Below are 24,229 nucleotides of genomic sequence, written 5' to 3'. Positions count from 1 at the left end.
ATCCACAGGTGATTCGTGAGCCTTCTTCAGAATATTATTATCATCATCTTGCTGATTGCAGGTGCAGGTTTTTTATCTTTAACAGAAATTGCCCTTGCTGGTGCACGTAAAGTTAAACTTAAAATCCTTGCAGAATCGGGTGATGAACGTGCGCAGAAAGTCCTAGACTTGCAAGAAAATTCTGCTGATTTCTTTGCTGCTTCCCAAATTGGACTGAACGCTGTTGCCATTTTAGGTGGTATTTTGGGTGAAGGGGCTTTTCGTCCTTATTTTCTTGATTTTGTTTCACGCTTTTATATAGGTCCTTGGGCAGAAACCATTAGTTTTGCATTATCATTTACATTAGTTACATCACTCTTTATTTTATTTGCAGACTTAATGCCAAAACGTATGGCAATGATTGCACCTGAAAAAATTGCTGTTTCTGTTATTAATCCGATTCAAATATTTATTGTGGTATGTAAACCTTTGGCTTGGTGTATCAATGCCATTGCAAACCTGTTATTTCGCTTATTTAAGGTCAATACAACACGTGAAGATAATATTACATTTGATGATATTTCTGCCGTGATGGATGCAGGTGCGCAAGCAGGTGTCTTACAAAAACAAGAACATCATTTTATTGAAAATGTATTTGAGCTTGAAGAACGTAATGTTCCTTCGAGTATGACGACTCGTGAAAATGTTGTATTTTTCACACTAAAAGAGTCAGAAGAAAGCATTCGCCAAAAACTCGCTGAATATCCATACTCTAAGTTTTTGGTGTGTAATAATAATATTGATGATGTCATTGGTTATGTAGATGCCAAAGATATTTTAGTACGAATTTTAAATAATCAATCTCTTCTGCAACTCAATGAAAATACAATTCGTAATGTTTTAACGATTCCTGACACTTTAACCTTATCAGAACTACTTGATCGTTTTCGCTCAACTAAAGAAAAATTCGCTGTGGTTATTAATGAATATGCTTTGGTTGTTGGTGTGATTACTTTGTCAGATATTATGATTACGGTCATGGGCGACTGGGTTACCCCAATTGAAGCAGATCAACAAATTATCAAACGTGATAATAATTCATGGCTGATCGATGGTAGTACACCTATTGAAGATCTCAAGCATGCGCTTGCTCTAGATGAAATGCCTGATGATGAAAACTATGAAACGCTTGCAGGATTTATGATGTATAAATTACGAAAAATCCCTCGCCCTGCTGATACTGTGATTTTTGATGGTTATAAATTTGAAGTTGTGGATGTTGATCATTTTAAAATTGACCAATTACTTGTGACACGTTTACTTGAAAGAAATGAAGCTGAGCCACCAACAGAAGAATAAAACGATCATTTTCAACTAAAAAGCACCAATACATGGTGCTTTTTATATGACTGTTTTTTATTATTTCTTTTCGATTAAACGATCAAGTACAGCTTGATAGTGAATCATAATATCTTCATCTAACAATTTAAACGCATTGTCAAATTGCACCATTGGCCAACCTTCTTTCCAAAAAGAAAAGATATTATGTAAATCATGAGTTACTGTTGCATCTTCACGTAAAATAGCTTGAGCGACTTGTGATAAAACTTGTGCAGTTTCTGCACCATCAATCTCTAAATATTCAATCCCTTTTGCTTTTAAAATACGAATACGGTCTTTTTTATAGCGAATTTTTTTTGCTTGAGCTTCATTTAAATGCAATGCCAAAGTGACAGCTTCAACAAATTTTTCTTCAAAACTATGATGTAAAGCGACCAAAGCTTGCTTATGTGCTTCTTGACGCCCTGCTTTTCCGCCATCACGAATGATTTTTTTTGCTTCGACATTTAATTCGTCAGATTTCATTGACTGTAAAATATCTAAAATTTCAATATCACTTAATGATGCAGAAGAATCTGTCATGGGAGTCCTAAATATAAAATAGAATGTTATATTTTCGCATAATTTTAAAATTAAATCAGAGATAAAATACCGAAATATAAAATACCTTGAGAAAAATAGAAAATTGACTCTTAAAAATGTCGTTAAAGCGTTTTATTGTTCAAAATGAATCTTCTTTCTAACTTCTAAAAAAATCATCAAGTTTGCTCAATAAATCCGTACAAGCCTAAATTCCTATCTGCATCTAAGTCTAAGGTTTTTATTCAGCTTAATGATGCCCTCTTCTTATAAAATAAAAAGAGGGTTTTCATCATTTAAATAACTTCTACCACAACCTTACCAATGTGTTCACCTGTATCCATCACCGCATGAGCATCTTGAATTTGGTCAAACTTAAAAGTCCGATAAATCATTGGCAAACATTCACCTTTTCCCCAAAGTGGAACAACATGTTGCTCTAAACCTTGAGCAATCTCAGCTTTTTCTGCGCTATTTCTTGCTCGCATTGTTGAGCCTGTGATCGTCAAACGCTTCATCATAATTTGACCTAGTTTCACATCTTTGGCTTTTGCCCCACCTAAAAAGGCGATATACACTAAACGACCATCACGACGTAATAAATTTAAATTTTTATCTAAATAAGGTGCACCGACCATATCTAAAATAACATCTACACCCGCATTATCCGTTTTATCTTGAATAACCTGTTCAAAATCTTGAGTTTTATAATTAATTGCATCAGTTAAACTTGCCAATGCCTGTACTTTTTCATCTGTGCCGACAGTTGCAAAAGTTTTTATTCCTAAAGACTGACATAGCATCAAAGCTGTTGTTCCAATACCACTTGCTCCACCATGAACAAGTACCGTTTCACCTGCTTTGGCTCTTGCCATTTGAAAAACATTTGCCCAAACAGTAAAGAATGTTTCAGGAATCGCGGCTGCTTGTACAAAGCTTACACCTTGTGGAATATGCAAAGTTTGGCTATCAGGCACCACACAATACTGTGCATATCCTCCACCATTAGTTAAACCACATACACGATCACCCACTTTAAAGTTGGTCACATCAGCACCAACCTCAATGACCTCTCCCGCAACCTCTAAGCCTGGTACAGGTGTCACTCCTTTTGGCATAGGATATAAACCTTGACGCTGTAAAATATCTGGTCGATTAATTCCAAATGCGTGTACTTTAACTAAAACTTCATTTGTACTTGCTGTTGGTGTTGAAACAGTTTCGTATGCTAATTTTTCAATACCGCCTGGCTCAGTAATAATGATCTGTTGCATGGTTGCTTGTGACATTCACTTTCCTTATTCATGAATTTTCATATGATTTGTATTTGAACATAAAGTTTGTTGAGAATGAAGAACTGTGGACTTATGTATAATCAACTTTCTATTTCAAAATTTGATCGTCATCACTTATGAATAATATGTTTGAATATAATGAAGATAACTATCACGAGTTTGAATGGTTTGATGGTCTGGCAGTTATTCGCTTTTATGCAGAATGGTGTGCGCCATGTACACAAAATTTTCCAGTATTTGAGCAACTCGCTCAAAACTTTGCAAAATCACATCCCGAAATTAAGTTCGGTATTATTAATATTGATCAATCCCCTATTTTAACCTTACGTTATAATGTCTATGGTTTACCTTCGACCCTGATTTTTCAACAAGGGCAAATTATACAACGTATAGCTGGCGTTAAAACTTTAATGGAATATAGCAAAATTCTGCAAGCGCACACCTAAGACTTTATTTTCTAGCTTTATAAGCTTGTATCATTTTAGTGGTGACATCTTCTGGATAACATAATGGCGCATATCCACCCGCTCGATGATAAGCACTCCGTTTACCACAACGACTTCCATTTGATGCTGTGTTATATGGGCAAGGACAATTACCAGAATAAGCCTCAATTGATTGTTGAATAATTTTCTGTTTAATCGCTTCTACACTTTCATTATTTTGTTTAGCATTCACAGAAAATGTTAAAAGCAACCCCATTAAAAATAATATTTTTTTCATAAATCCCTCTCTTTTAAATATTATATAGAGAAAGATTTATATGAAACATCACAAAAATAATCAAATGTTATTTTATTCACTAATTTATGATTTTTATCATTTTATTTTTAGATGATCTATTAAAAACAAAGCCATCAAATGATGGCTTTAAAACTTATAAGAAGTCACCTTCACGCTCAGGTTGATAAATCACTTTTTCAATTTTTACCTTCATCGTATGACCATCGGGCTGTGGCCATTCAATTTCTTGTCCCTCAGCTAAACCTAAAATCGCAGCACCAATTGGAGCAACAACATTGACTTGCCCTTTTTCACCACGAAAGTCATGTGGATAGACCAACGTAATTTCCGTTGCTTCTTTTGCAGGAGCAATGGTGATTAATACTTTTGCATTCATCGTTACAATGTTCGTTGGAATATCTTGTGGAGTAACAACTTCAGCACGAGCCAGTTCTTCTTCTAAATGTTCCATAGTTGGAGTCAATTTAGCCTGATTCTCTAACATCGTTTCTAAACGATGTAAGTCTTGTTCTGAAATAATAATATTAGGCTGAGCCATCTAGCTAATTTCCTTTAATTTAGATGCTATTTTAAAAGCAATAAAAACAAAAAATATTCAAAATCTCTTCATCAAGTTATATCAGAAAATTGAGCAATTGAATAATACTGGATTTTTTAAAGCTATAAAAAAAGCCCCTTTGAGGGGCTTTTCTCAAGTCGAAACTTATTTTGCGTAAACTGGGAATTTAGCACATACCGCTTCAACTTTCGCTTTCACGGTATTGATAACAGCTTCATCACCTTTTGCATCAAGAATGTCTGCAATCCAACCTGCAAGATCACGTACTTCAGCTTCGCCAAAACCACGAGTCGTCACTGCTGGTGTACCAATACGGATACCAGAAGTCACAAATGGTGAACGTGGATCATTTGGTACAGAGTTTTTGTTCACAGTAATGTGAGCTGCACCTAACCAAGCATCAGCTTCTTTACCTGTAATATCTTGTTTAATCAAAGATAATAAGAATAAATGGTTTTCAGTACCACCAGATACAACATCATAACCACGTGCAATCAACACTTCAGCCATTGCTTTAGCATTAACTACAACTTGTTTTTGATATTCTTTATATTCTGGCAACATTGCTTCTTTAAAGCAGATTGCTTTAGCTGCAACAGCATGAACCAATGGACCACCTTGGTTACCAGGGAATACTGCTGATTGTAATTTTTTCTCGATTTCTTCATTTGCTTTCGCAAGGATTAAACCAGAACGTGGACCACGTAAAGTTTTATGTGTCGTCGTTGTTGTTACGTCAGCAATTTGTACTGGGCTTGGGTAAACACCCGCAGCAACTAAACCAGCAACGTGAGCCATATCGACAAAAAGGTAAGCACCTACTTTATCTGCGATTTCACGGAAACGCTGCCAATCAACGATTTGGCTATAAGCAGAGAAACCAGCCACAATCATACGTGGTTTATGTTCTACAGCTAAACGCTCAACTTCTTCATAATCGATTTCACCAGTTTCTGGGTTTAAACCGTATTGAATTGCATTATACGTTTTACCAGAGAAGCTTACTTTCGCACCATGTGTCAAGTGACCACCATGCGCTAAGCTCATACCTAATACTGTATCACCAGGATTAAGAAGCGCTAAGTAAACTGCTGAGTTCGCTTGAGAACCTGCATGTGGTTGAACGTTAGCATAGTCAGCGCCAAATAATTCTTTAGCACGATCAATTGCCAATTGTTCAATCACGTCTACATATTCACAACCGCCATAGTAGCGTTTGCCTGGGTAGCCTTCTGCATATTTGTTAGTGAGCTTTGAACCTTGAGCTTCCATAACTGCTGGTGAGCAATAGTTTTCAGAAGCGATTAGCTCAATATGAGCTTCTTGACGCACATCTTCGTTCGAGATAGCTTGAGCTAATTCTGGGTCAAATTCAGCAATAGAGATATTGGCAAACATTAGCGAGGTCCTATGAAATGTAGGGCTTTTAAGCCGTGCTAAGATTGGCGCATATTGTAGCATGAAGTTTTTAAATAAAGAGAATGAACTTTGCTCAGTTTGTCATAAAAATATCGTCTGATTGAAACAAATATCTTATATAAGGGTCAAATTAACTTATTGGATTCAAAGTAAACTGTTTTTAATGCTTAAAATAAAGAAAACAAACGCTTTACTGTGTTTATTTTTTGATAAACAATTTGGTAGTGTTCTAAAATGTTTGCTGATTTGTCCATTGAATAAATCAGTAAAATATATTTTGTACTATCCCCATTTATATTGCAAAATTCAAACTCATTTGCGTAGGCAATGCCTTGCTTTTTAAGGATGAGGAATATATTCCGCAAGGTAACAAAAATCCTTTATTGGCTAAAGGGGATGTCCCTATCACCCTTACCCAACGGCGACATCCATGTCGCCTGCGATAGCATCACTCCGTTAAGTTTACTTTTATAGATTGAATGAGAATTTAATATCAAATGTCATCAGCATAATTTTAAAACACTACCAAAAAGAATACTTAGGCTATATTTTACGCTTACTTTGATATGGTGATGATCATTTTACTCAATCATTTAAAATAATAAATATCCATTAAATTGATCAATAATATTTGTAACAACGAAAAATCCAGTGCTAAAGTAGGGATATTCTCCTGATTCTTTTGGAATATGTCATGCAAGCTATTATTCTTGATACAGAAACACATACCTTAAATGGCTTGCCCATTGAAATTGCTTATGCACCGATCCAACTTGATCAAGGAAAATTAAGTTTAGATCGTGAACAAATTTTTGATCAACTTTATAGTATTGGTGAGGAAAAAATTTCTTATGCCTCTATGGCTGTTCATCATATTTTAGAATCTGACTTAGTAGGTCAACCCGATTTTTCTACATTTAAACTTCCTACAGATACGATCTATATGATTGGTCATAATATTGACTATGATATTCGTGCTATTCAGCAATGCGGTGTAGATACATCTCATATTAAAGCGATTTGTACACTTGCTCTTGCTCGCCTAGTTTGGCCTGATGCCGAAGCACATAATATTTCAGCATTGATTTATCAGATCAGTAAAGGCAGTGAAAAAGCACGTACCATGTTAAAAGGCGCTCATCGTGCAGATGCTGATATTATTTTAACTGCAAATATTTTAATGCATATTATTCATCATCTTAAAATTCAAAATATTGAAGAATTATTTGCAGCGTCTGAAGATGCACGTATTCCTCGTAGTATCAATTTTGGTAAACATCGCGGTACAGCAATTGCTGACTTACCACCTGATTATACGAAATGGTTACTCAAACAAGATGACCTTGACCCTTATTTACGTAAAGCACTGGAAAATAGTGCAATGATTACCCTTTAAAAACTTTACCTTAATGTAAATCAGAATGGCATGCTATATGTCATTTTGATAACTAAAATAGCCCCTAAATAATTGTATTTTTATGTTGATTTAGCGTTTTTAACGCTAAGTCATTTTTTATTTAACTCAATAATTCAACAACTTAAAAACAAAAACATTCAAAAATATATTTTAACTCATTATTTCAGCACTTTAGCTGCATCTACATTTTACTGCTGAACATGTATAACTTTTTTGATTCAAGGGGATATACCATATGAATCAAATACATTTTTTACGTTTTTCAGCTTGTGATAATCCAATGCAACTGAATAAAATTGGCAATTGGGTCATTACTTTTCGTGATATTACTGAATGTATGCCTATTCAACTTGCAATCACACATGTGATTCCTTCTCAAATTTCAGATCATTTACAATTACGCAGTCTATATCTGCAACAAATGCAAAATTCTTTAGATTGGCAAATGATTCAATTAGAATACACCGAAAATACCCAAGCAAAAATTATAAGCAGTGATTTTAATTCATCACTTACATTAAACTTCATCAAACAACTCATTCATGAATTTAAACGATATGATGTTGAATTATCTTATTTTTCAGAGTGATTTAAGTTCAAATTAACTTTGTTTTATATTGTTTTTAAACATGAAAAAGCTCACATTTCTGTGAGCTCTTTAGGTTGGAAAGCTAGTGCTTATTTCTCATCTGAACATCTGTTGCAAATTCAATAAGCTGTCATTGATCTGTCCAACTATTTTGTAGCATCTTAACGATCTACTATGATTTAAATATAAATGAAGAAACCAAACAGAGCAATATTGCTTAACATTTCAGCACAAGTTCATAAAGAAATTCTCATTGTAATCATCATTTTTCAGCTATAAAATATTGTCTGTTTAAAATACGAGCTATAACTTATATTGACTATTTTTAGCTTATTGTAAATAAACACGATGAAATTTCATTTTATAAAAGATTAAAACGATGAAATGTAAACATTCAAAAAAATAATATTTAATAGAAAAACAATAAGATATAGACTAAAAATGAAATAAAAATATAGTGCGCCCAGCGAGACTCGAACTCACTCCACAGGCTTCGGAAACCCGTACTCTATCCTGTTAAGCTATGGGCGCTTAAAAGAAGTGCGCACATCATATCAAAAATTTAACTTAGGTAAAGCATATATCGTGCATTCGCACACTTTGCTGCTCAAGCTTTATCCAACGTTCTATATCAGCAACGCACTATTCCTAGCATTACACTTGGTTTATTTATCAAGTTCGCTCACAATATACGCTCCTACATTCACGTGAGAATTTCATGGCTGATGCATTGACGTTAAGAGATTTATCTAAAACTTATCGAAATGGCTTTCAAGCACTTAAAGGGATCAATTTAACTGTTCCTGAAGGTGAGTTTTATGCTCTTTTGGGTCCAAATGGTGCAGGAAAATCAACAACGATTGGGATCATCAGTTCACTTACACGTAAAACTTCAGGTCGTGTAGAAATTTTTGGGCATGATTTAGATACACATCCATCCAAAGCAAAACAGTGTTTAGGTATTGTTCCACAAGAATTTAACTTTGGGCATTTTGAGAAAACTTTTGATATTTTAGTCACGCAAGCAGGCTATTACGGGATTCCTAAAAAACTTGCTGAACAACGTGCAGAAGAATATTTAGAAAAATTAGGGCTTTGGGAAAAGCGTGACGTCCAAGCTCGTATGCTTTCAGGCGGTATGAAACGTCGCTTAATGATTGCTCGCGCTATGATGCATGAACCTAAATTATTAATTTTAGATGAGCCTACCGCAGGTGTAGATATTGAACTACGCCGTTCAATGTGGGATTTTCTGACTGAAATGAATGAGAAAGGCACAGCAATTATTCTAACCACGCATTACTTAGAAGAAGCTGAAATGTTGTGTCGTCAAATTGCGATTATTGATCGTGGCGTGATTAAAGAAGACACTTCCATGAAAGCTTTTCTCAGTCAACTCAATGAAGAATCTTTTATTTTTGATTTAGAACATCCAATTGAACCTTTTCATATTGAAATCTTTGGTTTGACATTTAACCTCATTGATCCAATGACCTTAGAAGTAACCATGGATAAAGCACATTCACTCAATGATTTATTTCAACTTTTAGAAGCACAAGGCATTCGTGTGCGCAGTATGCGTAACAAATCAAATCGCTTAGAAGAACTCTTTGTGAAAATGGTCGAAAAAAATCTAGAAGGAGATGCGCAATGAATTTTACCCAACTTAAAATTGCGCTTTTTACCCTTGTACATAAAGAAATCCGCCGTTTTATGCGGATTTGGCCTCAAACCTTATTACCCCCTGCAATCACAATGAGTTTGTACTTCGTGATTTTTGGAAATTTAGTTGGTTCACGTATTGGGCAAATGGGTGGTTTTAGTTATATGCAATTCATCGTGCCAGGTCTGGTCATGATGGCAGTGATTACAAATAGCTATGCTAACGTTTCTTCAAGTTTTTTTAGTGCAAAATTTCAAAAAAGTATTGAAGAACTCATTATGAGTCCTGTTCCACTGCATTTAGTACTTTGTGGTTATGTGATTGGTGGCGTATGTCGTGGCATCTTAGTCGGAACGATTGTGACATTAATGAGTCTGTTTTTCACTGACTTAGCGATTCATAATATTTTTGTGACAATCTATACCGTTATTATTACTTCTTTATTGTTTTCTTTGGGCGGCTTTATTAATGCTGTCTATGCAAAATCATTTGATGATATTTCAATCATTCCAACCTTTGTATTAACTCCACTTACTTATTTAGGTGGTGTATTTTACTCAATTAGTGCTTTAAGCCCTTTTTGGCAAAATCTCTCTTTAGTGAACCCGATTGTATATATGGTCAATGCTTTCCGTTATGGTATTTTAGGTCATAGTGATGTTAATGTGACCTTATCCTTAATTGTAGTGACATTATTTTGTGCTGTACTTTATGGAGTCGCTTACTATTTACTTTCTCGTGGTTCAGGAATGCGTGAATAATGACTGTTGAACAATCTCTTTTGGGTAAAGATACCGATTACCCAACCACCTATCAGCCTGATATTTTATTTCCAATTTCACGTACTCAAGCACGTGAAAATTACAAACATGTAGAAGGTATATATAAAGGAAAGGACTGGTGGCATATTTTTGAAATCTCTTGGTTAAATCTTCAAGGGATTCCTCAAGTTGCAATTGGTCGCATGACTTTACCTGCTTCATCTGAGTTTTTACTCGAATCCAAATCATTAAAGCTCTATTTTAATAGCATGAACTTTACTCAATTTGAGTCTAAAGAAGCATTTATTCAAAGAGCTGAAAAGGATTTGTCGCACGCTGCTCAAGCCGAAGTAACGCTGACTTTATTTCATGTTGATGATTTAGAAATTTCAAAACCTGAAGGGATTTGTATTGATGACCAACAACCTGACTGCCTAGTCAATCACCCTGATGCACGTCTTTTGGCTTTTGATAAAACAGTCAATGATGCTGAAAAAAATGTTGAAATTCAATTATATTCACATTTATTAAGAAGCAATTGCCCTGTGACAGGTCAACCTGACTGGGGCACGATTTTTATTCGATATCAAGGTAAAAAACCTTGTTATCGCAGCATTTTAGCTTATATTATCTCTTATCGTCAGCATAATGGCTTCCATGAGCAATGCGTGGAGCAAGTTTTTGCAGATCTTTGGCAAAATTTACAGCCAGAAAAGCTGATGGTCTATGCAACATATACGCGCCGTGGTGGTTTAGACATTAACCCTTGTCGTGTATCAGATGAATCATGGATGCCAAGCCCTATTCGATTGGCGAGACAATAAGACAAAACATTGAGGTTTTAACAATGCCCTTTTTTGGTTTTGTACCATCAGATGAGCTTTTAAAGAACATCCAGACTGGTATTGAGAAAAAAAATTCTAATGAACCACTGTACCCATTACGTGACCAAACAGCACTTTTAATTAATGATGAAATTATTGATGCTTTATTGGTTCAACTTGTGCAGCGTTTTCCAGCAAGTGAAAAACGCGATACAGCTGAAAAGTTAGCGGGTTATGTAAAATCAACTGTTGCTGTGCTACTAAAGCAACTTCTCAGCAAAGCAGACAATAATGTTGTGCGCCAATCTGTAGAGTTTTCTGAACGTAGTTTATTTAAAGATCCAACAGGTGAAAATCGTGTAGGAACAACTTTAGATGCAAATTTAGTTACAAGCCTTAAATATAATTTTGCTGAAATTAAAGCAGGAAATAAAATTGATAAAGAAGCTCTAGCTGAACTATATAAACAGTTTGCTGATGCTGCAATTCGTCATTTTATGATTGATTTTAATAAAACTTTAGATTTAGGCATGATTAAACGTAAAGCATCTGATATCGGTGCTGCTGCTGTGACTAAAGCAGTGCATATTGCGATCAATAAACTGATTCCAAATCTAAGTCGTGAAGAGCTTAAAGCTGTTGCTGAATATCACGATTCGTTGTTCTTCTCTTAATCATTTGTTGTTGTCATATAAAATGCTCTTTTAAAAAGGGCATTTTTTATCTCTTATTTTATTGCGTCTAAATCTCAGCATTTAATATAAAGCTGTTTCATTCACCCAATTAAAGATATAAAAAAATTTAAAGCCAATGTTTCATCAATCCACTCTGGCACATTAATAAAAGCCGCACTCTTACTCACCTTTTCACAAAACAAAAAGATAGGTAAAGCCATGTTGAAAAATCTTTCAAAAAATGCCAAGCAATATCAACGACATTTACAATCTACTATTTCAATACGTAAAACACGTTTTGATGCGCAATACACTGAACGCCACTACACTCATGCAACTTTAATTTCGCATTTTCTCACTGCCTTATCGATCACTTTCCCACAAGGTGAACGTTTTTTTGTAGAAACTGTACGCAATGTGAGAGATCAAATTGAAAACCCTCGCCTGCAAGCTGATATTTCGGGTTTTATTGGTCAAGAAGCGCATCATGCTCAAGCGCATGAACAGTTTAATCAAGCAGTACAATCGCCACATTATAATTTGATGCACTACAATGCTGCTTTTGAAAAAGAAATGAAACGTTTGAGAACCTTAACTCAGCGTCGGCAACTTGCTGCAACTGTGGCTTTGGAGCATTTTACTGCACTCATGGCAGGTTATATGTTGAAATATCCTGAGTTTATGTTTAAAGGTCTTTCACCAAACATGAAACAACTATGGCTCTGGCATGCTATTGAGGAAATTGAACATAAACATGTTGCATTTGAAGTCTATCAAACGATTTTTAACCATTTACCACAACGACGTAGAAGTATGCGCACCATCACGATTGGTTTTATTAGCAGCACCACGTTTATGACCGCAGACTTACTCTGGCAAGATCGCAAAAATAGCTTATATTCACCACAACAGCTCTTTAAAAACATCAAAGCACTTTATGGATTAGGTTTAATGATGCTACGTTTAAGTCCTGAATATTTTGCTTTTTATCGCGCAGACTTCCATCCTGAACAATTAGATCAACAAGAATTACTTGAACAAGGACGACAACTTTTAAATCCAAGTTAATTGGTATTGAGTCAAATCATTTTCTCAAAGCTTAAGAAACAACTCAAAGTGATCTTATTCATGAAAAAATTCTCTTTGTCTAAAATGGAGTGACATCCTATTATTATTTTTGAATTTTTAAACTTTGCTGTATTTTTAAACTTAATATGAATAGATCAGCCCATAGATTGCCTTCAAGTCTTATTGTGATAGCATTCACAAAAGCTATTTCCCCACACGCTCATTTGCCATGTCACCAAATTCACAATACAAATTTTTACGCCAATCACCTCGTGATGGCTTAAGTACACGCTCCAGTATTTCGCGTTGGCAACGCTTACATATCGATCCTTGGCTGAGCTTATTTTTAATTCTCAATGCAATACTCGGGCTTGTGGTTTTATATAGTGCTTCAGCACAAGATTTGGGTTTGGTTTCAAAACAAGCAATGAGTTTTGGAATTGGCTGTCTGATTATGTTTGGACTCGCACAAATCCCACCAAAAGTATATCAAGCCTTTGCACCCTACTTTTATCTATTTGCTGTGCTGTGTTTGGTTGCTGTGGTTATTTTTGGTGAAATTCGAATGGGTGCTCAACGCTGGATCGCAATTCCTGGAGTTGGCAGTGTACAACCCAGTGAATTTATGAAAATTGCTATGCCACTTATGGTGGCTTGGTTTTTAACACGTCAACCACTTCCTCCTCGCTTTGGTCATGTTTTGCTCTCTCTGGTTTTAATTGGTGTTCCATTTTTACTGATTGCAGAACAACCTGATTTAGGTACATCCTTACTGATTTTAGCCAGTGGAATTTTTGTTTTATTTTTAAGTGGATTATCTTGGAAAATGATTACTGCCGCATTTGCAGCGGCTGCCGTTATACTTCCTGTTGCATGGCAATTTTTACTCCATGATTACCAACGTCAACGTGTCATGACTTTGCTGAATCCTGAAGCCGATGCTTTAGGTACAGGTTGGAATATTATTCAATCAAAAACAGCCATTGGTTCAGGTGGATTTACAGGTAAAGGCTTTCTTGAAGGCACACAATCTCATCTACATTTTTTACCAGAAGGTCATACAGACTTCATTATTGCTGCATTTTCTGAAGAATTTGGTCTGATTGGTATCATTATTTTGATTTTAATTTATTTTGCAATTATCTTCAGAACCTTCCAAATCAGTTTGCAATGCTTTCATAATTTTGGACGATTGGTTGCAGGCGCCTTTGCTTTGTCATTTTTTGTGTATGTATTTGTAAATGCAGGCATGGTCAGTGGTATTTTACCTGTAGTCGGCGTGCCATTACCATTTATGAGTTATGGCGGTACTGCAATTATTACATTAATGGCAACTTTTGGTATTGTGATGTCCATTCATACGCATCGCTAATTTACCCCCATAGAAAATTAGGAAAATATACTTTATGTTAAATTTTAGGCTTTTTCAAAAAGTAAGAAACATGGGTTTTTGTGCTGTGGCACTGTCTATTACCAGTTTTTGCCAAGCAAATGATTTTGCGAATGATCCGCAATATAACAATTTCAAACTAAAAACAATGCAAACATATGGGCTAAGCAGCGATCAAGTGGATTGGGCAATGAATGGCTCTCGCAATTTACCTAATATTATTAATATTATGAATCGCCCTGGTGAAAGTAAGCCTTGGTATCAATACAAAACTAACTTTTTAGCAGAAGGTACAATTCAGCGTGGTGTACGCTTTAAAAATCAATACGCAGATACGCTAAATCGAGCAGAACAACAATATGGTGTTCCTCAAGCGATTATCTTGGGTATTTTAGGGGTTGAAACAGGTTATGGTGCAAATAAAGGCTCTTTCGTTACACGTGATGCTTTAGCAACTTTAGGTTTCGGTTATGAACGCCGAGCACAATATTTCCAAGATGAACTTTCGGCGCTGATCGCATGGTCATATAAAGACGGTGTACCTACAAATTCAATTGTAGGTTCTTATGCTGGGGCTGTAGGCTACCCACAATTTATGCCAAGTAATATTCCATTATATGGTGTGGATTATGATGGCAATGGTCATGTCGATTTGAGAAACTCGGCTGTAGATGCGATAGGTTCGATTGCAAATTATTTAGCACAAAAAGGTTGGCAACGTAATCAACCAATTGCTTTTCAAGCACGATATACAGGTAATAATCCTGATGCTGTCATCGCCAAAGATTTAACACAACCAACCCCCTTTGGCGTACTTAAAAATCAAGGAATTAGTGCTCTCAATCCAATTGTTAAAATTGATGATTTAGATATGGTAAATGTCATTCAATTACAAGAAAGTTATGGACCGACTTACTACATCACTTACCCGAACTTTCAAGTAATTACCACCTATAACAAAAGCAGAATGTATGCCACTGCACTCTGGCTTTTAGGGACTGAAATTGTGAGTCGTTAAAACTTATTTTTCCTCCCGATTAAATAAGTCAAGATTTTTCTCATCAAAAATGATTACTATTTAATCTTTTTAAATGATTAGTTACAATTACGGTTATTTTTTATACTGATTCTGTAAGTTTTTGTCCTTTTTGTAACTAATCATCAAATATTACTAGACACATTCGTTACTGCATGAATATTATCCCCTACCGTTAAATGTGGTTGCAAAAGTAAATTTACAGACCTGAATGATGAATTTTCACGTTTTGAAAATTTGGTTTTAGGTTCCCAGGAGTTAAACAATGCATGCTTCACTAAAATATATGATCGCCCTGACCATGGGCTTGAGTATGACGCAAGTCAACTCAGAAATGGTACAGTCGTCATACTTAAACAACGATTCAGATAGTTCAAGTCTTGCTTCACGTGTTGTAAACAAAGACTCAACTAACTTTAATTCACACTTTTCAAACCTAAACAGTTTGTCAATTACTGAACGTTCAAGCGATAAAATCCGCCATGACACCCTTGCTGCAAAAGTTCAAGTGCAAGACAATGAGCCTTCAGTCATTGATAAATTAAATGCTGTTGCATCAAATACTGTACGTAAGTTCAGCCAAACAGGTGTTGCCTCTTGGTATGGTCGTCAATTCCACGGTCGTAAAACAGCGAGTGGCGAAACATTTGATATGAATGAACTTACCGCAGCTCATCGCAGCCTGCCACTGAATTGCTACATTCGTGTAACAAATAAAAATAATGGCAAAAGCGTTGTGGTCAAAGTCAATGATCGTGGTCCATTCCATGGCAACCGTGTACTTGATTTATCTTATGGTGCAGCAAAACGTCTTGGCATTACCAACTCAGGCACTGCTAGCGTGAATATTGAACGTGTAGACGGTCCTAACTCTTAAAATTTAGCTCCCATTTAACGTGAAAAGCCACTTTAAACGTGGCTTTTTTAATTCAATGGGATTTTAATATTCACTTTATCTTTCATCTTTTATTACTCACTTTAAATTATTAATAAAACTACTTTTTAAAATACATTGGCTTAAAATCTCAAAACTCTCAATATTTAGTCTTTGACCATTATTAATTTCTCGTTTATATTTGCCAAAAGTGCTTAAACAATAAATGAAATAAATCTAGCGCACGGAGTGCAATATGAAATCTATAACTGAATGGTTCGATGAATATAGCGAAAGCCATCAGAATCCAACCAATAAAGTCATCCACTGGGCATGTGTTCCTGCAATTTTATTTTCAATTCTTGGGATTTTGGCACACTTTAGTGCTTTGCTTACTGCTTTAGTGATTGTATTAACCTTAGTATTTTATACTCGCCTTGATCTTGTTCTTGCGGTTGCGATGACTGCTCTGATTGCAGTAATGGCTTGGGTCATTTATTTCCTTCCCGTCGGTGTTGGTTTTTATATTGGTGTCTTTATTATTGCTTGGATTGGGCAATTTTATGGTCACAAAATTGAAGGTAAAAAACCTTCTTTCTTCAAAGATCTACAATTCCTCCTGATTGGTCCTGTATGGTGCATGGATGCCTACCTAGGAAAAGTACTACCAAAATGGAAATCGCGCCAAAAACTCGCATTTTAGCGCAAATAAATAAGGGTTAAATTTCACTGTTAAATTTAACCCTTATTTTCTGATATAAAACGAGTCAAAAGATATCAAAAATTACATTTACTCAAATTTATTATTTCTGTTTTACGCTCTAAAATATGCTGAGAAAATTATATTGATTTAAGATCAAAACAAGATAAAAAGTTACATTTTTACTCAAATATTTTATTCTTTTTTAAACGCTCATTATATCTAGCAAGCTGTTACTTCATTTACAGATTAACGAGAAATTTGACCATTATGTTTTAGCCAACCATCTTCATGATGCCGATTTGGATCATGATGTGTCCAATGAATCACACCTCCTTGCTCGCTATATTCATATTCACCAAAAAACTCCACCAAATCACCCTTCTGTAAATTTTCTAGCCTAGGTGCTAAATCAATATTATGTGCCACTAACACGGTCAGACCATTTTCTAACGCTAAAATAAATTTTTGATGACGTGAACCTTCACGATCATCTTTTAATATTGCCTTAACTTTGCCCGAAGACTGAACTTGTATATTACTCAATTTAGTCTCATAAGCTTGACGAATAGTATCTAAACCTTGCTGATTCTGATGATTTAGTGAGGAGTTTTTTGGTTGAATGATTTGCTTTTGTTCTGTTGAATTTTCAATATTTTCTACATCTGAAGATGTTGTAGTAGTGAATGATTGATCAACTTGTTCAAGACTTTTTTCTTGTTTTAAATCTATACCTAAATAAGCAGCGACAAGTATAACAATAATTGCACCTATGCTTAGGTTGGTCTTATTTGCCATCGGTATTCATTCTATGCTAAACATTAGTTGCTTAAATTATATAAATTTTTCTAACAACGAGAAAGCCAAATGTCTGAACAAGAACAATTAAGAAACGTATTTATAGAAATTTTTCCTGAACTGGGGATTCAAGATTTTCCTGAAATCAATACTAAAGACAATAGCAATATATGGCTGATGGATTGGAAAACTAATTACGAATGTTCTCAGAAAATCATTGCAAGCTGTGAATTTTCAAATTTCAGTTGGCTTTTAGAACAACATTTTAAAGCATTAACTATAGTAAAATCATCAGGATATAATGTTTCAAATATTTTAAAAGACATATTTTCCTATATTGAACAGTTTGAAGATCAGACTGATCATACATTAATTGACTTGAATAAATTAGAATATGATGCTTCATTTTTTGACGATGATGAGCTGAGTTTTGAAGAACAATATGTGCTTGCAATCGATAATATTACATCAGATATTCTTCAACATAACTTAAGCGTTATTGTGATAGAACATGGTGAAAATATTGATTTTATTTTAAGTCAGGCAACTTTTGAAGCTTTATCCAAATTAGAAAAAATACTCAAAATGATCTATGACAATAGCGATGTCACACTTTACCACCATACACATCAGCAAGATTATTCATTTGAATTTTTATTAGAAAACCGAATATAAATGCTGAAAAAAACCCCTCAATAATGAGGGGTCTTTTCATTTTACTGAAATAGTAAAATTATTGTGCAGCAGCAGCTTGAGCAGCAGCAACTTCGTCAGCGAAGCTCATTTCTGCTTTTTTCTCAATACCTTCACCTACTTGGAAGCGAACAAATTGAGCTACTGTAGTACCTGTTGCTTTCAATACGTCAGCAACTTTTTTCTCATTGTCAATCACGTACATTTGACGCTCAAGAACAACTTCGTTCAAGTATTTTTCAACTGAACCAGTAACCATTTTTTCAACGATATTTGCTGGTTTACCAGATTCAATCGCTTTTGCTTCTGCAATTTCTTTCTCTTTAGCGATAAGATCAGCAGATACGCCTTCAGCATTTACAGCAACTGGGTTGAACGCAGCAACGTGCATTGCAATACCTTTACCAGTTTCAGCATCACCTGTGTAAGCTACAACAACACCGATTTTTAAACCGTGTTTGTAAACTGCAAGGTTTTCGCCTTCAACAATTGTTGCACGACGAACTTGGATGTTCTCACCGATTTTTTGAACAAGTGCGATACGTGCTTCTTCAACAGTCGCACCATCTTCAAGTTTCAATTCAGCAATTTTCGCAGCATCAGTTTCGTTTGCAGCTAAAGCAGCAGCAGCAACTTTTGCAGAGAAACCAGCAAAGTTTTCATCTTTTGCAACGAAGTCAGTTTGGCAGTTTACTTCTAAAAGAAGTGCTTTGTTGCCTTCTTGAGCAATTGTGATTGCGCCATCAGCAGCAATGTTACCCGCTTTTTTAGCTGCTTTTGCTTGACCAGATTTACGAAGGTTATCAATCGCTAACTCGATGTCACCGTCTGCTTCTGTTAATGCTTTTTTGCATTCCATCATTGCAAGACCAGTACGGTCACGTAATTCTTTTACCATGCTCGCAGTAACTGCAGTCATGTTGTTCTCCTAAATACGGTAGAAAATTGAATTCTGTTAACAAAAACGGCCCAAACATGAAATCTGGGCCGTTTTGCTGTTTCGACGCTTAATTTGCCACCATTACATGTCGCAAAAATGACAAGCCTGCGTCAAAAACGCATTAAGCCTCAGGAGCTTCTTTAGCAGCTTCTTCGCCTTTAGCTTGTGCATTTGCTTGAGTTTGAGCGTATTCTTTACCAGCAATAATCGCATCAGCCATAGCAGAAGCATAAAGCGTTACAGCACGGATCGCATCATCGTTACCAGGAATAACGAAATCTACGTTATCTGGGTTAGAGTTTGTATCAACGATACCGATTACAGGAATACCAAGGTTCTTAGCTTCTTTAATTGCAATCGCTTCGTGGTCAACGTCAATGATGAACAATGCGTCAGGTAAACCACCCATGTTCTTAACACCGCCAAGACCACGTTCAAGTTTTTCCATTTCACGAGTACGTTCTAAAGCTTCACGTTTAGTAAGTTTAGCAAAAGTACCATCTTGTGATTGAGTTTGAAGATCTTTTAAACGGTTGATTGACTGACGAAGAGTTTTCCAGTTAGTCAACATACCGCCTAACCAGCGATGATCTACATATGGTTGACCAGCGCGTTGAGCTTGTTCACGGATGATGTTAGAAGCAGCACGTTTAGTACCAACGAATAATACTTTGTTCTTTTTGCTAGCTAGGTTGTTAACAAAGTTCAAAGCATCGTTTAACGCAGGAACAGTATGCTCAAGGTTAATGATGTGAATTTTGTTACGCGCACCAAAAATGTATTGACGCATTTTTGGGTTCCAGAAGCGAGTTTGGTGACCAAAGTGCGCGCCAGCTTGAAGAAGGTCGCGCATACTTACGTTGTAATCTGCCATTTTCTTTACCTTAAAGTTTGGGTTAAGCCTCCATATGTCCGCATTCTCCACCCTTACGGGCACCCAGAGGAATGTGTCGACATATGTGCGGATTTTTAAATTTCCAATATCAAAATCTTCAATGAAGTCTCAAAGAGAAATTCACGAAAAGCATTTGATAAATTGGGCGGCTATTTATACCATAGTCACATACAAATTTCCAAAAGTTTTTAAAGATCATGAACAGTACTTACGAAGCTCCCCGTCGATTAATCAAAACCCCAGAAGAAATTGAGAAAATGCGTATAGCGGGCAAACTGGCGGCAGAAGTTTTGGATATGATCAAACCGCATATCAAACCAGGTGTTTCCACACTTGAATTGGACACGATTTGCCATGATTATATTGTTAATAAACAAGATGCTATCCCTGCTTGCTTAGGCTATGGTGCAGCACCAGGTCGTCCCGCTTTTCAACATGTGATTTGTACTTCAGTCAACCATGTGGTTTGTCATGGCATCCCTTCTGAAGCAAAAATTTTGAAAAAAGGCGATATTCTTAATATCGATGTCACTGTGATTAAAGATGGCTATCACGGTGATACCAATATGATGTATATCGTGGGTGGCGAAACCTCTATTCTTGCTGATCGTTTATGTAAAGTTGCACAAGAAGCAATGTATAAAGGCATAGAAACTGTTAAACCAGGTTCAACCATTGGTGATATTGGTGCAGCAATCCAAAAATATGTAGAGTCAGAACGTTTTGGTGTAGTCCGTGAATATTGCGGTCATGGCATTGGTACTGTTTTCCATGATGAGCCTCAAGTATTACACTATGGTCAACCTAACTCAGGTATGATTTTAGAAGAAGGCATGACCTTTACGATTGAGCCTATGGTCAATGGCGGTGATTGGAAAACCAAACTGCTTGGCGACAAATGGACAGTGGTTACTAAGGATCATAGCTTATCTGCTCAATATGAACATACATTATTGGTTACTAAAACAGGTGTGGAAGTACTTACAGCTCGCCCTGAAGAAGATCTTTCTCGTTTTGGTCAATAAGTGTTGATGATTTATTGGTTTATTGAATGTTTTTATTATTCAGTAAATAAAAGGTTATCTATCAGTTCTTAGACCAATCCCCCCCCTTCTTAAGCAGTATGACTGTTTATCTAAAAAAGAAGGGGGAATATTATGATAGTTAAAATAAAAATTAGGCTTAAAAATAAATCATTTTTTATTTCTGTTTGAATTTCATTACAATATAGCCTTGTTATTGTTAAAATTTTATATAAAACCTTATCACTTTATTTTATCAATAAGTAAATTTTTATTCTGTCGTTTTGATGATTTTATTGCTATACAATCCTAAAAGTATACATTCAATGGATTGATTATGTCTCGCTCTTTAGATGATACCCAATTTTCTAAATCCCTCATTTATATGCTGATTGGTAGTGCATTTATTTTAGCGCTATCTTTAGGTATCCGTCATGGTTTTGGCTTGTATTTAGTACCAATGAGCCATGAGTTTGGCTGGAGTCATCAAGTTTTTAGTCTAGCAATTGCAACTCAAAATTTGCTTTGGGGTGCAGTGCAGCCATTTACTGGGGCTTTAGCTGATAAATATGGCAGTAAAATTGTGGTTGCTGTTGGTGGGGTTTTGTATTGCATTGGCTTATTGTTAATGTCGATCAGTTCGCAAGCTTGGATGCTCAACCTAAGTGCAGGTTTGATTATTGGTCTTGCCCTCTCTGCAACATCATTTTCAGTGTTGCTTTCTGCGGTTGGTCGAGCAGCGCATCCAAGTAAACGTAGTATGGCAATGGGGATTGCCAGTGCTGCGGGTTCTTTTGGTCAATTTATCATGTTGCCAACAACATTATTAATGATCAAAAGTGTGGGGTGGTCAGCAGCCTTAATCATCAGCGCCATTTTAGTGGCTCTCGTTGTTCCTTTAGCTTGGATGCTCAAAGCGCCCGCTTATGTTGCCCCAAAAGCCGTTACACAGTCCACTCAAGCCAATTTAAGTTTTAAACAAATTTTAAAAATTGCATTTACACATAAACCTTTTTTATTTTTGGCACTTGGATTTTTAGTTTGTGGTTTTCAGGTGGTATTTTTAGGTATTCATTTACCAGGTTACTTAGTTGATCATGGTTTTGATGCTTCGAGTGGAACTATTTTTCTCGCTTTAGTCGGGCTATTTAATATTGTTGGCACTTATGCTGCAGGTTATTTAGGAGATAAATTTTCTAAACCTCATCTCCTCATGGGTATCTATGGGTTACGAGGTATTGCGATTGTAAGTTTCCTTGTCATTCCTTTAAGCACATGGACTATTTATACCTTTGGCATTGTGATGGGTATTTTATGGTTATCTACGGTACCATTAACCAATGGAATTGTTGCCAATATGTTTGGTATTAAATATCTCACTATGCTGAGCGGTATTGTATTTTTTACCCATCAAATCGGCTCATTTTTTGGTGGCTGGCTCGGTGGTTTAAATCATGATCTCACAGGAAATTATAATTTAATGTGGATCGGTTCTATTGCTTTGAGTATTTTTGGTGTAATCGTTCATTTTTTTGTTAATGAAAAGGCGGTAGTGAATGACTGATCTTGACTGGCTTAAAATATCGATTGTATTTGGTGTCGTAGCTCTGTTTACACTCGCTGCGATTCTATGGAGTCATACACCTGAATTATTTGAATATTTCAATATGGCATTTTGCGCGCATTAAACCTTACAAACGTTTCTTATGTGATAAGCGCGCATCGTTCAAATCAGAAGTCTATTGCACTGATCAAGCTTTTCAAGATATTGCCACAATGACGGTTTCACCTTGTTTTTGATCTAATTGAATATGATTGACTTCACGATAAGTTTGAATCATTTTTGCTAAATCAGGAGAATGTGTGGTGACCAAAATCTGAGTATATTGACTCGCTTCTGCGATCAGCATTGCAAGTGTAGGTAATAAATCAGGGTGTAAACTATTTTCAGGCTCATTGAGCGCCATAAAATATGGCGGTCTTGGGCTGAGTAAGGCAACCACCAAACATAAAAATCTTAAGGTTCCATCTGAAAATTCAGCACTTTCCAAAGGTCGCAAAACGCCTTCTTTTTTCATCATCATTTGAAAGCGCCCTCCCAATTCTTCAACATAAAATTGCGTATGTGGAAATGCCTTTTGCAAAATAGTCAACAACGTTTCAGTTTGCCCACGTTCGCGCAAAGTTTCAAAAGCAGCAGCTAAGTTTGCACCATCATGGCTTAAAACAGGTGAGCGAATGCCCACTTGAGGAACACGCATAGATGAAGATGAGCTGACAGAAAATTCATGATAAAAACGCCAATTTTTCATGGTTTCACGAATATGTGAAATTTCAGGATATAAATGTGGATCTGCCAATTGTCCAAACAACGAATCTTCCTGCGTTAACAACATTGGATAACTGACACGTTCACCATCGACATTTTTAAGAAAGGCGGCTTGATTAACACGCTCCATTAATTCACTCATGCGCCGACGTTGATAACCGCTCAGCCAAAGATTTTCTTTTTTGACCAATGGATCTAATGCAAACAAACTGATTAGAGGTTCAGGAAAACCGATTTCCATTTGATAATCATAATGTTGCATTTCTACTGACAAGATCATTCGCTTTGGGTCTTTGGCTCGATCTCCTGCACGATGCCCACCTGCCCACATCACTTTTTGAATGCCACCCTCTTCTGCAATCGCCTGTGATAAACGTCCATTGGCTGCTTCATGCAATAACCGCACAGCCTTGTAAAGATTGGATTTACCGCAACCATTCGCCCCACTGATAATATTGAGTTGTTGCAGGGGTAAAGTGATATTCCGAACTGAACGAAAGCCTTTGATGGTGACAGATTGAATGCTCATGCCATTTTCCAGATTTTATTTTTTGAATATAAAGGTTGTACAGAATCCATAAAAAACCCGCAAGCCTAAACTTACGGGTTTAAAAGTCACATTGATCTAATCTAGATAAGA

26 protein-coding genes and 1 tRNA gene are annotated in these 24,229 nt (G+C 35.9%); 17 read left to right on the top strand and 10 right to left on the bottom strand.

Annotated features, from left to right (window positions below):
• The first annotated feature begins 15 nt into the window (after positions 1-15).
• Entirely contained in the window at positions 16-1,338 is a 1,323-nt protein-coding gene (gene paeA, locus HX124_RS01675; protein WP_107007842.1) for a polyamine export protein PaeA, read from the top strand.
• A 60-nt stretch (positions 1,339-1,398) separates the two neighbouring features.
• Here paeA and HX124_RS01670 read toward each other — a convergent pair whose 3' ends face one another.
• Both HX124_RS01670 and HX124_RS01665 read right to left on the bottom strand, forming a co-directional pair.
• Positions 1,399-1,902, bottom strand: coding sequence for a hypothetical protein (locus tag HX124_RS01670; protein WP_107007843.1), 504 nt, complete (start codon positions 1,900-1,902; stop codon positions 1,399-1,401).
• 293 nt (positions 1,903-2,195) lie between these two features.
• Entirely contained in the window at positions 2,196-3,188 is a 993-nt protein-coding gene (locus tag HX124_RS01665; RefSeq protein WP_286381749.1) for an NAD(P)H-quinone oxidoreductase, read from the bottom strand.
• Positions 3,189-3,310: 122 nt separating this feature from the next.
• Here HX124_RS01665 and HX124_RS01660 point away from each other — a divergent pair, with 122 nt between their 5' ends.
• On the top strand, positions 3,311-3,640 hold the full coding sequence (locus HX124_RS01660; RefSeq protein ID WP_107007845.1) for a thioredoxin family protein: 330 nt from the start codon (positions 3,311-3,313) through the stop codon (positions 3,638-3,640).
• Positions 3,641-3,644: 4 nt separating this feature from the next.
• Here HX124_RS01660 and HX124_RS01655 read toward each other — a convergent pair whose 3' ends face one another.
• The 3 genes from HX124_RS01655 to glyA form a co-directional block, all read right to left on the bottom strand.
• Complete coding sequence (locus tag HX124_RS01655) at positions 3,645-3,917, bottom strand: hypothetical protein (protein ID WP_286381748.1); 273 nt, start codon at positions 3,915-3,917, stop codon at positions 3,645-3,647.
• 154 nt (positions 3,918-4,071) lie between these two features.
• Complete coding sequence (gene rnk / locus HX124_RS01650) at positions 4,072-4,476, bottom strand: nucleoside diphosphate kinase regulator (RefSeq protein ID WP_107007847.1); 405 nt, start codon at positions 4,474-4,476, stop codon at positions 4,072-4,074.
• Positions 4,477-4,641: 165 nt separating this feature from the next.
• On the bottom strand, positions 4,642-5,895 hold the full coding sequence (gene glyA, locus HX124_RS01645) for a serine hydroxymethyltransferase (RefSeq protein ID WP_107007848.1): 1,254 nt from the start codon (positions 5,893-5,895) through the stop codon (positions 4,642-4,644).
• Between the two features lie 715 nt (positions 5,896-6,610).
• Here glyA and HX124_RS01640 point away from each other — a divergent pair.
• The gene (locus HX124_RS01640; protein ID WP_286381747.1) at positions 6,611-7,312 is read left to right on the top strand and encodes a 3'-5' exonuclease; all 702 of its coding nucleotides are present in this window, start codon (positions 6,611-6,613) and stop codon (positions 7,310-7,312) included.
• 256 nt (positions 7,313-7,568) lie between these two features.
• Positions 7,569-7,922, top strand: coding sequence for a hypothetical protein (locus HX124_RS01635; RefSeq protein WP_286381746.1), 354 nt, complete (start codon positions 7,569-7,571; stop codon positions 7,920-7,922).
• Positions 7,923-8,380: 458 nt separating this feature from the next.
• Here the strand turns inward: HX124_RS01635 and HX124_RS01630 are convergent.
• A tRNA-Arg gene (locus HX124_RS01630) sits at positions 8,381-8,453 on the bottom strand.
• Between the two features lie 187 nt (positions 8,454-8,640).
• Between HX124_RS01630 and HX124_RS01625 the strand changes: the two genes are divergently transcribed.
• The 9 genes from HX124_RS01625 (at position 8,641) to HX124_RS01585 (ending at position 16,915) form a co-directional block, all read left to right on the top strand.
• Positions 8,641-9,576, top strand: coding sequence for an ABC transporter ATP-binding protein (locus tag HX124_RS01625; protein ID WP_286376199.1), 936 nt, complete (start codon positions 8,641-8,643; stop codon positions 9,574-9,576).
• A complete protein-coding gene (locus HX124_RS01620; RefSeq protein WP_107009557.1) occupies positions 9,573-10,346 on the top strand; it encodes an ABC transporter permease in 774 nt (257 codons plus the stop codon). The genes HX124_RS01625 and HX124_RS01620 overlap by 4 nt, the downstream gene beginning before the upstream one ends.
• On the top strand, positions 10,346-11,170 hold the full coding sequence (queF, locus tag HX124_RS01615; RefSeq protein WP_286381745.1) for an NADPH-dependent 7-cyano-7-deazaguanine reductase QueF: 825 nt from the start codon (positions 10,346-10,348) through the stop codon (positions 11,168-11,170). Before HX124_RS01620 ends, queF begins: the two co-directional genes overlap by 1 nt.
• A gap of 23 nt (positions 11,171-11,193) precedes the next feature.
• Positions 11,194-11,844 carry a hypothetical protein gene (locus HX124_RS01610; protein ID WP_107009559.1) on the top strand — a complete coding sequence of 217 codons (651 nt, stop codon included), beginning with the start codon at positions 11,194-11,196 and terminating at the stop codon, positions 11,842-11,844.
• 219 nt (positions 11,845-12,063) lie between these two features.
• Positions 12,064-12,912: a metal-dependent hydrolase gene (locus HX124_RS01605; RefSeq protein WP_107009560.1), complete on the top strand. Its 849-nt coding sequence runs from the start codon at positions 12,064-12,066 to the stop codon at positions 12,910-12,912.
• A gap of 229 nt (positions 12,913-13,141) precedes the next feature.
• A complete protein-coding gene (gene rodA, locus HX124_RS01600) occupies positions 13,142-14,284 on the top strand; it encodes a rod shape-determining protein RodA (protein WP_286376203.1) in 1,143 nt (380 codons plus the stop codon).
• Between the two features lie 70 nt (positions 14,285-14,354).
• The gene (gene mltB / locus HX124_RS01595; protein ID WP_373431838.1) at positions 14,355-15,320 is read left to right on the top strand and encodes a lytic murein transglycosylase B; all 966 of its coding nucleotides are present in this window, start codon (positions 14,355-14,357) and stop codon (positions 15,318-15,320) included.
• 283 nt (positions 15,321-15,603) lie between these two features.
• A complete protein-coding gene (locus HX124_RS01590) occupies positions 15,604-16,215 on the top strand; it encodes a septal ring lytic transglycosylase RlpA family protein (protein WP_286381744.1) in 612 nt (203 codons plus the stop codon).
• 253 nt (positions 16,216-16,468) lie between these two features.
• The gene (locus HX124_RS01585) at positions 16,469-16,915 is read left to right on the top strand and encodes an Mpo1 family 2-hydroxy fatty acid dioxygenase (protein ID WP_107009564.1); all 447 of its coding nucleotides are present in this window, start codon (positions 16,469-16,471) and stop codon (positions 16,913-16,915) included.
• A 246-nt stretch (positions 16,916-17,161) separates the two neighbouring features.
• Here the strand turns inward: HX124_RS01585 and HX124_RS01580 are convergent, their stop codons facing one another.
• Entirely contained in the window at positions 17,162-17,710 is a 549-nt protein-coding gene (locus HX124_RS01580) for a DUF3465 domain-containing protein (RefSeq protein WP_286381743.1), read from the bottom strand.
• 69 nt (positions 17,711-17,779) lie between these two features.
• Between HX124_RS01580 and HX124_RS01575 the strand changes: the two genes are divergently transcribed.
• Positions 17,780-18,385, top strand: coding sequence for a hypothetical protein (locus tag HX124_RS01575; protein WP_286381742.1), 606 nt, complete (start codon positions 17,780-17,782; stop codon positions 18,383-18,385).
• A gap of 58 nt (positions 18,386-18,443) precedes the next feature.
• On the opposite strand, the gene tsf is transcribed toward HX124_RS01575, so the two are convergent.
• Positions 18,444-19,322, bottom strand: coding sequence for a translation elongation factor Ts (gene tsf, locus HX124_RS01570; protein WP_286376206.1), 879 nt, complete (start codon positions 19,320-19,322; stop codon positions 18,444-18,446).
• 142 nt (positions 19,323-19,464) lie between these two features.
• The gene (rpsB, locus tag HX124_RS01565) at positions 19,465-20,217 is read right to left on the bottom strand and encodes a 30S ribosomal protein S2 (protein ID WP_107009568.1); all 753 of its coding nucleotides are present in this window, start codon (positions 20,215-20,217) and stop codon (positions 19,465-19,467) included.
• Positions 20,218-20,435: 218 nt separating this feature from the next.
• Here rpsB and map point away from each other — a divergent pair, with 218 nt between their 5' ends.
• The 3 genes from map to HX124_RS01550 all read left to right on the top strand — a co-directional run bounded on the left by map (position 20,436) and on the right by HX124_RS01550 (position 22,948).
• Complete coding sequence (gene map / locus HX124_RS01560) at positions 20,436-21,263, top strand: type I methionyl aminopeptidase (RefSeq protein ID WP_286381741.1); 828 nt, start codon at positions 20,436-20,438, stop codon at positions 21,261-21,263.
• Between the two features lie 334 nt (positions 21,264-21,597).
• Entirely contained in the window at positions 21,598-22,824 is a 1,227-nt protein-coding gene (locus HX124_RS01555) for an MFS transporter (protein ID WP_107009570.1), read from the top strand.
• Positions 22,817-22,948, top strand: coding sequence for a hypothetical protein (locus HX124_RS01550; RefSeq protein ID WP_286381740.1), 132 nt, complete (start codon positions 22,817-22,819; stop codon positions 22,946-22,948). The genes HX124_RS01555 and HX124_RS01550 overlap by 8 nt, the downstream gene beginning before the upstream one ends.
• A 72-nt stretch (positions 22,949-23,020) precedes the next feature.
• Here the strand turns inward: HX124_RS01550 and HX124_RS01545 are convergent, their stop codons facing one another.
• Positions 23,021-24,118, bottom strand: a complete 1,098-nt coding sequence (locus HX124_RS01545; RefSeq protein ID WP_286381739.1) for an AAA family ATPase — start codon at positions 24,116-24,118, stop codon at positions 23,021-23,023.
• Between the last annotated feature and the right edge of the window lie 111 nt (positions 24,119-24,229).

This window comes from Acinetobacter sp. 226-1, assembly GCF_030329325.1.
GTDB lineage: Bacteria > Pseudomonadota > Gammaproteobacteria > Pseudomonadales > Moraxellaceae > Acinetobacter > Acinetobacter sichuanensis.
Note: the sequence above shows the minus strand (reverse complement) of the source record. Positions and strands in the feature narration are given on the sequence as shown.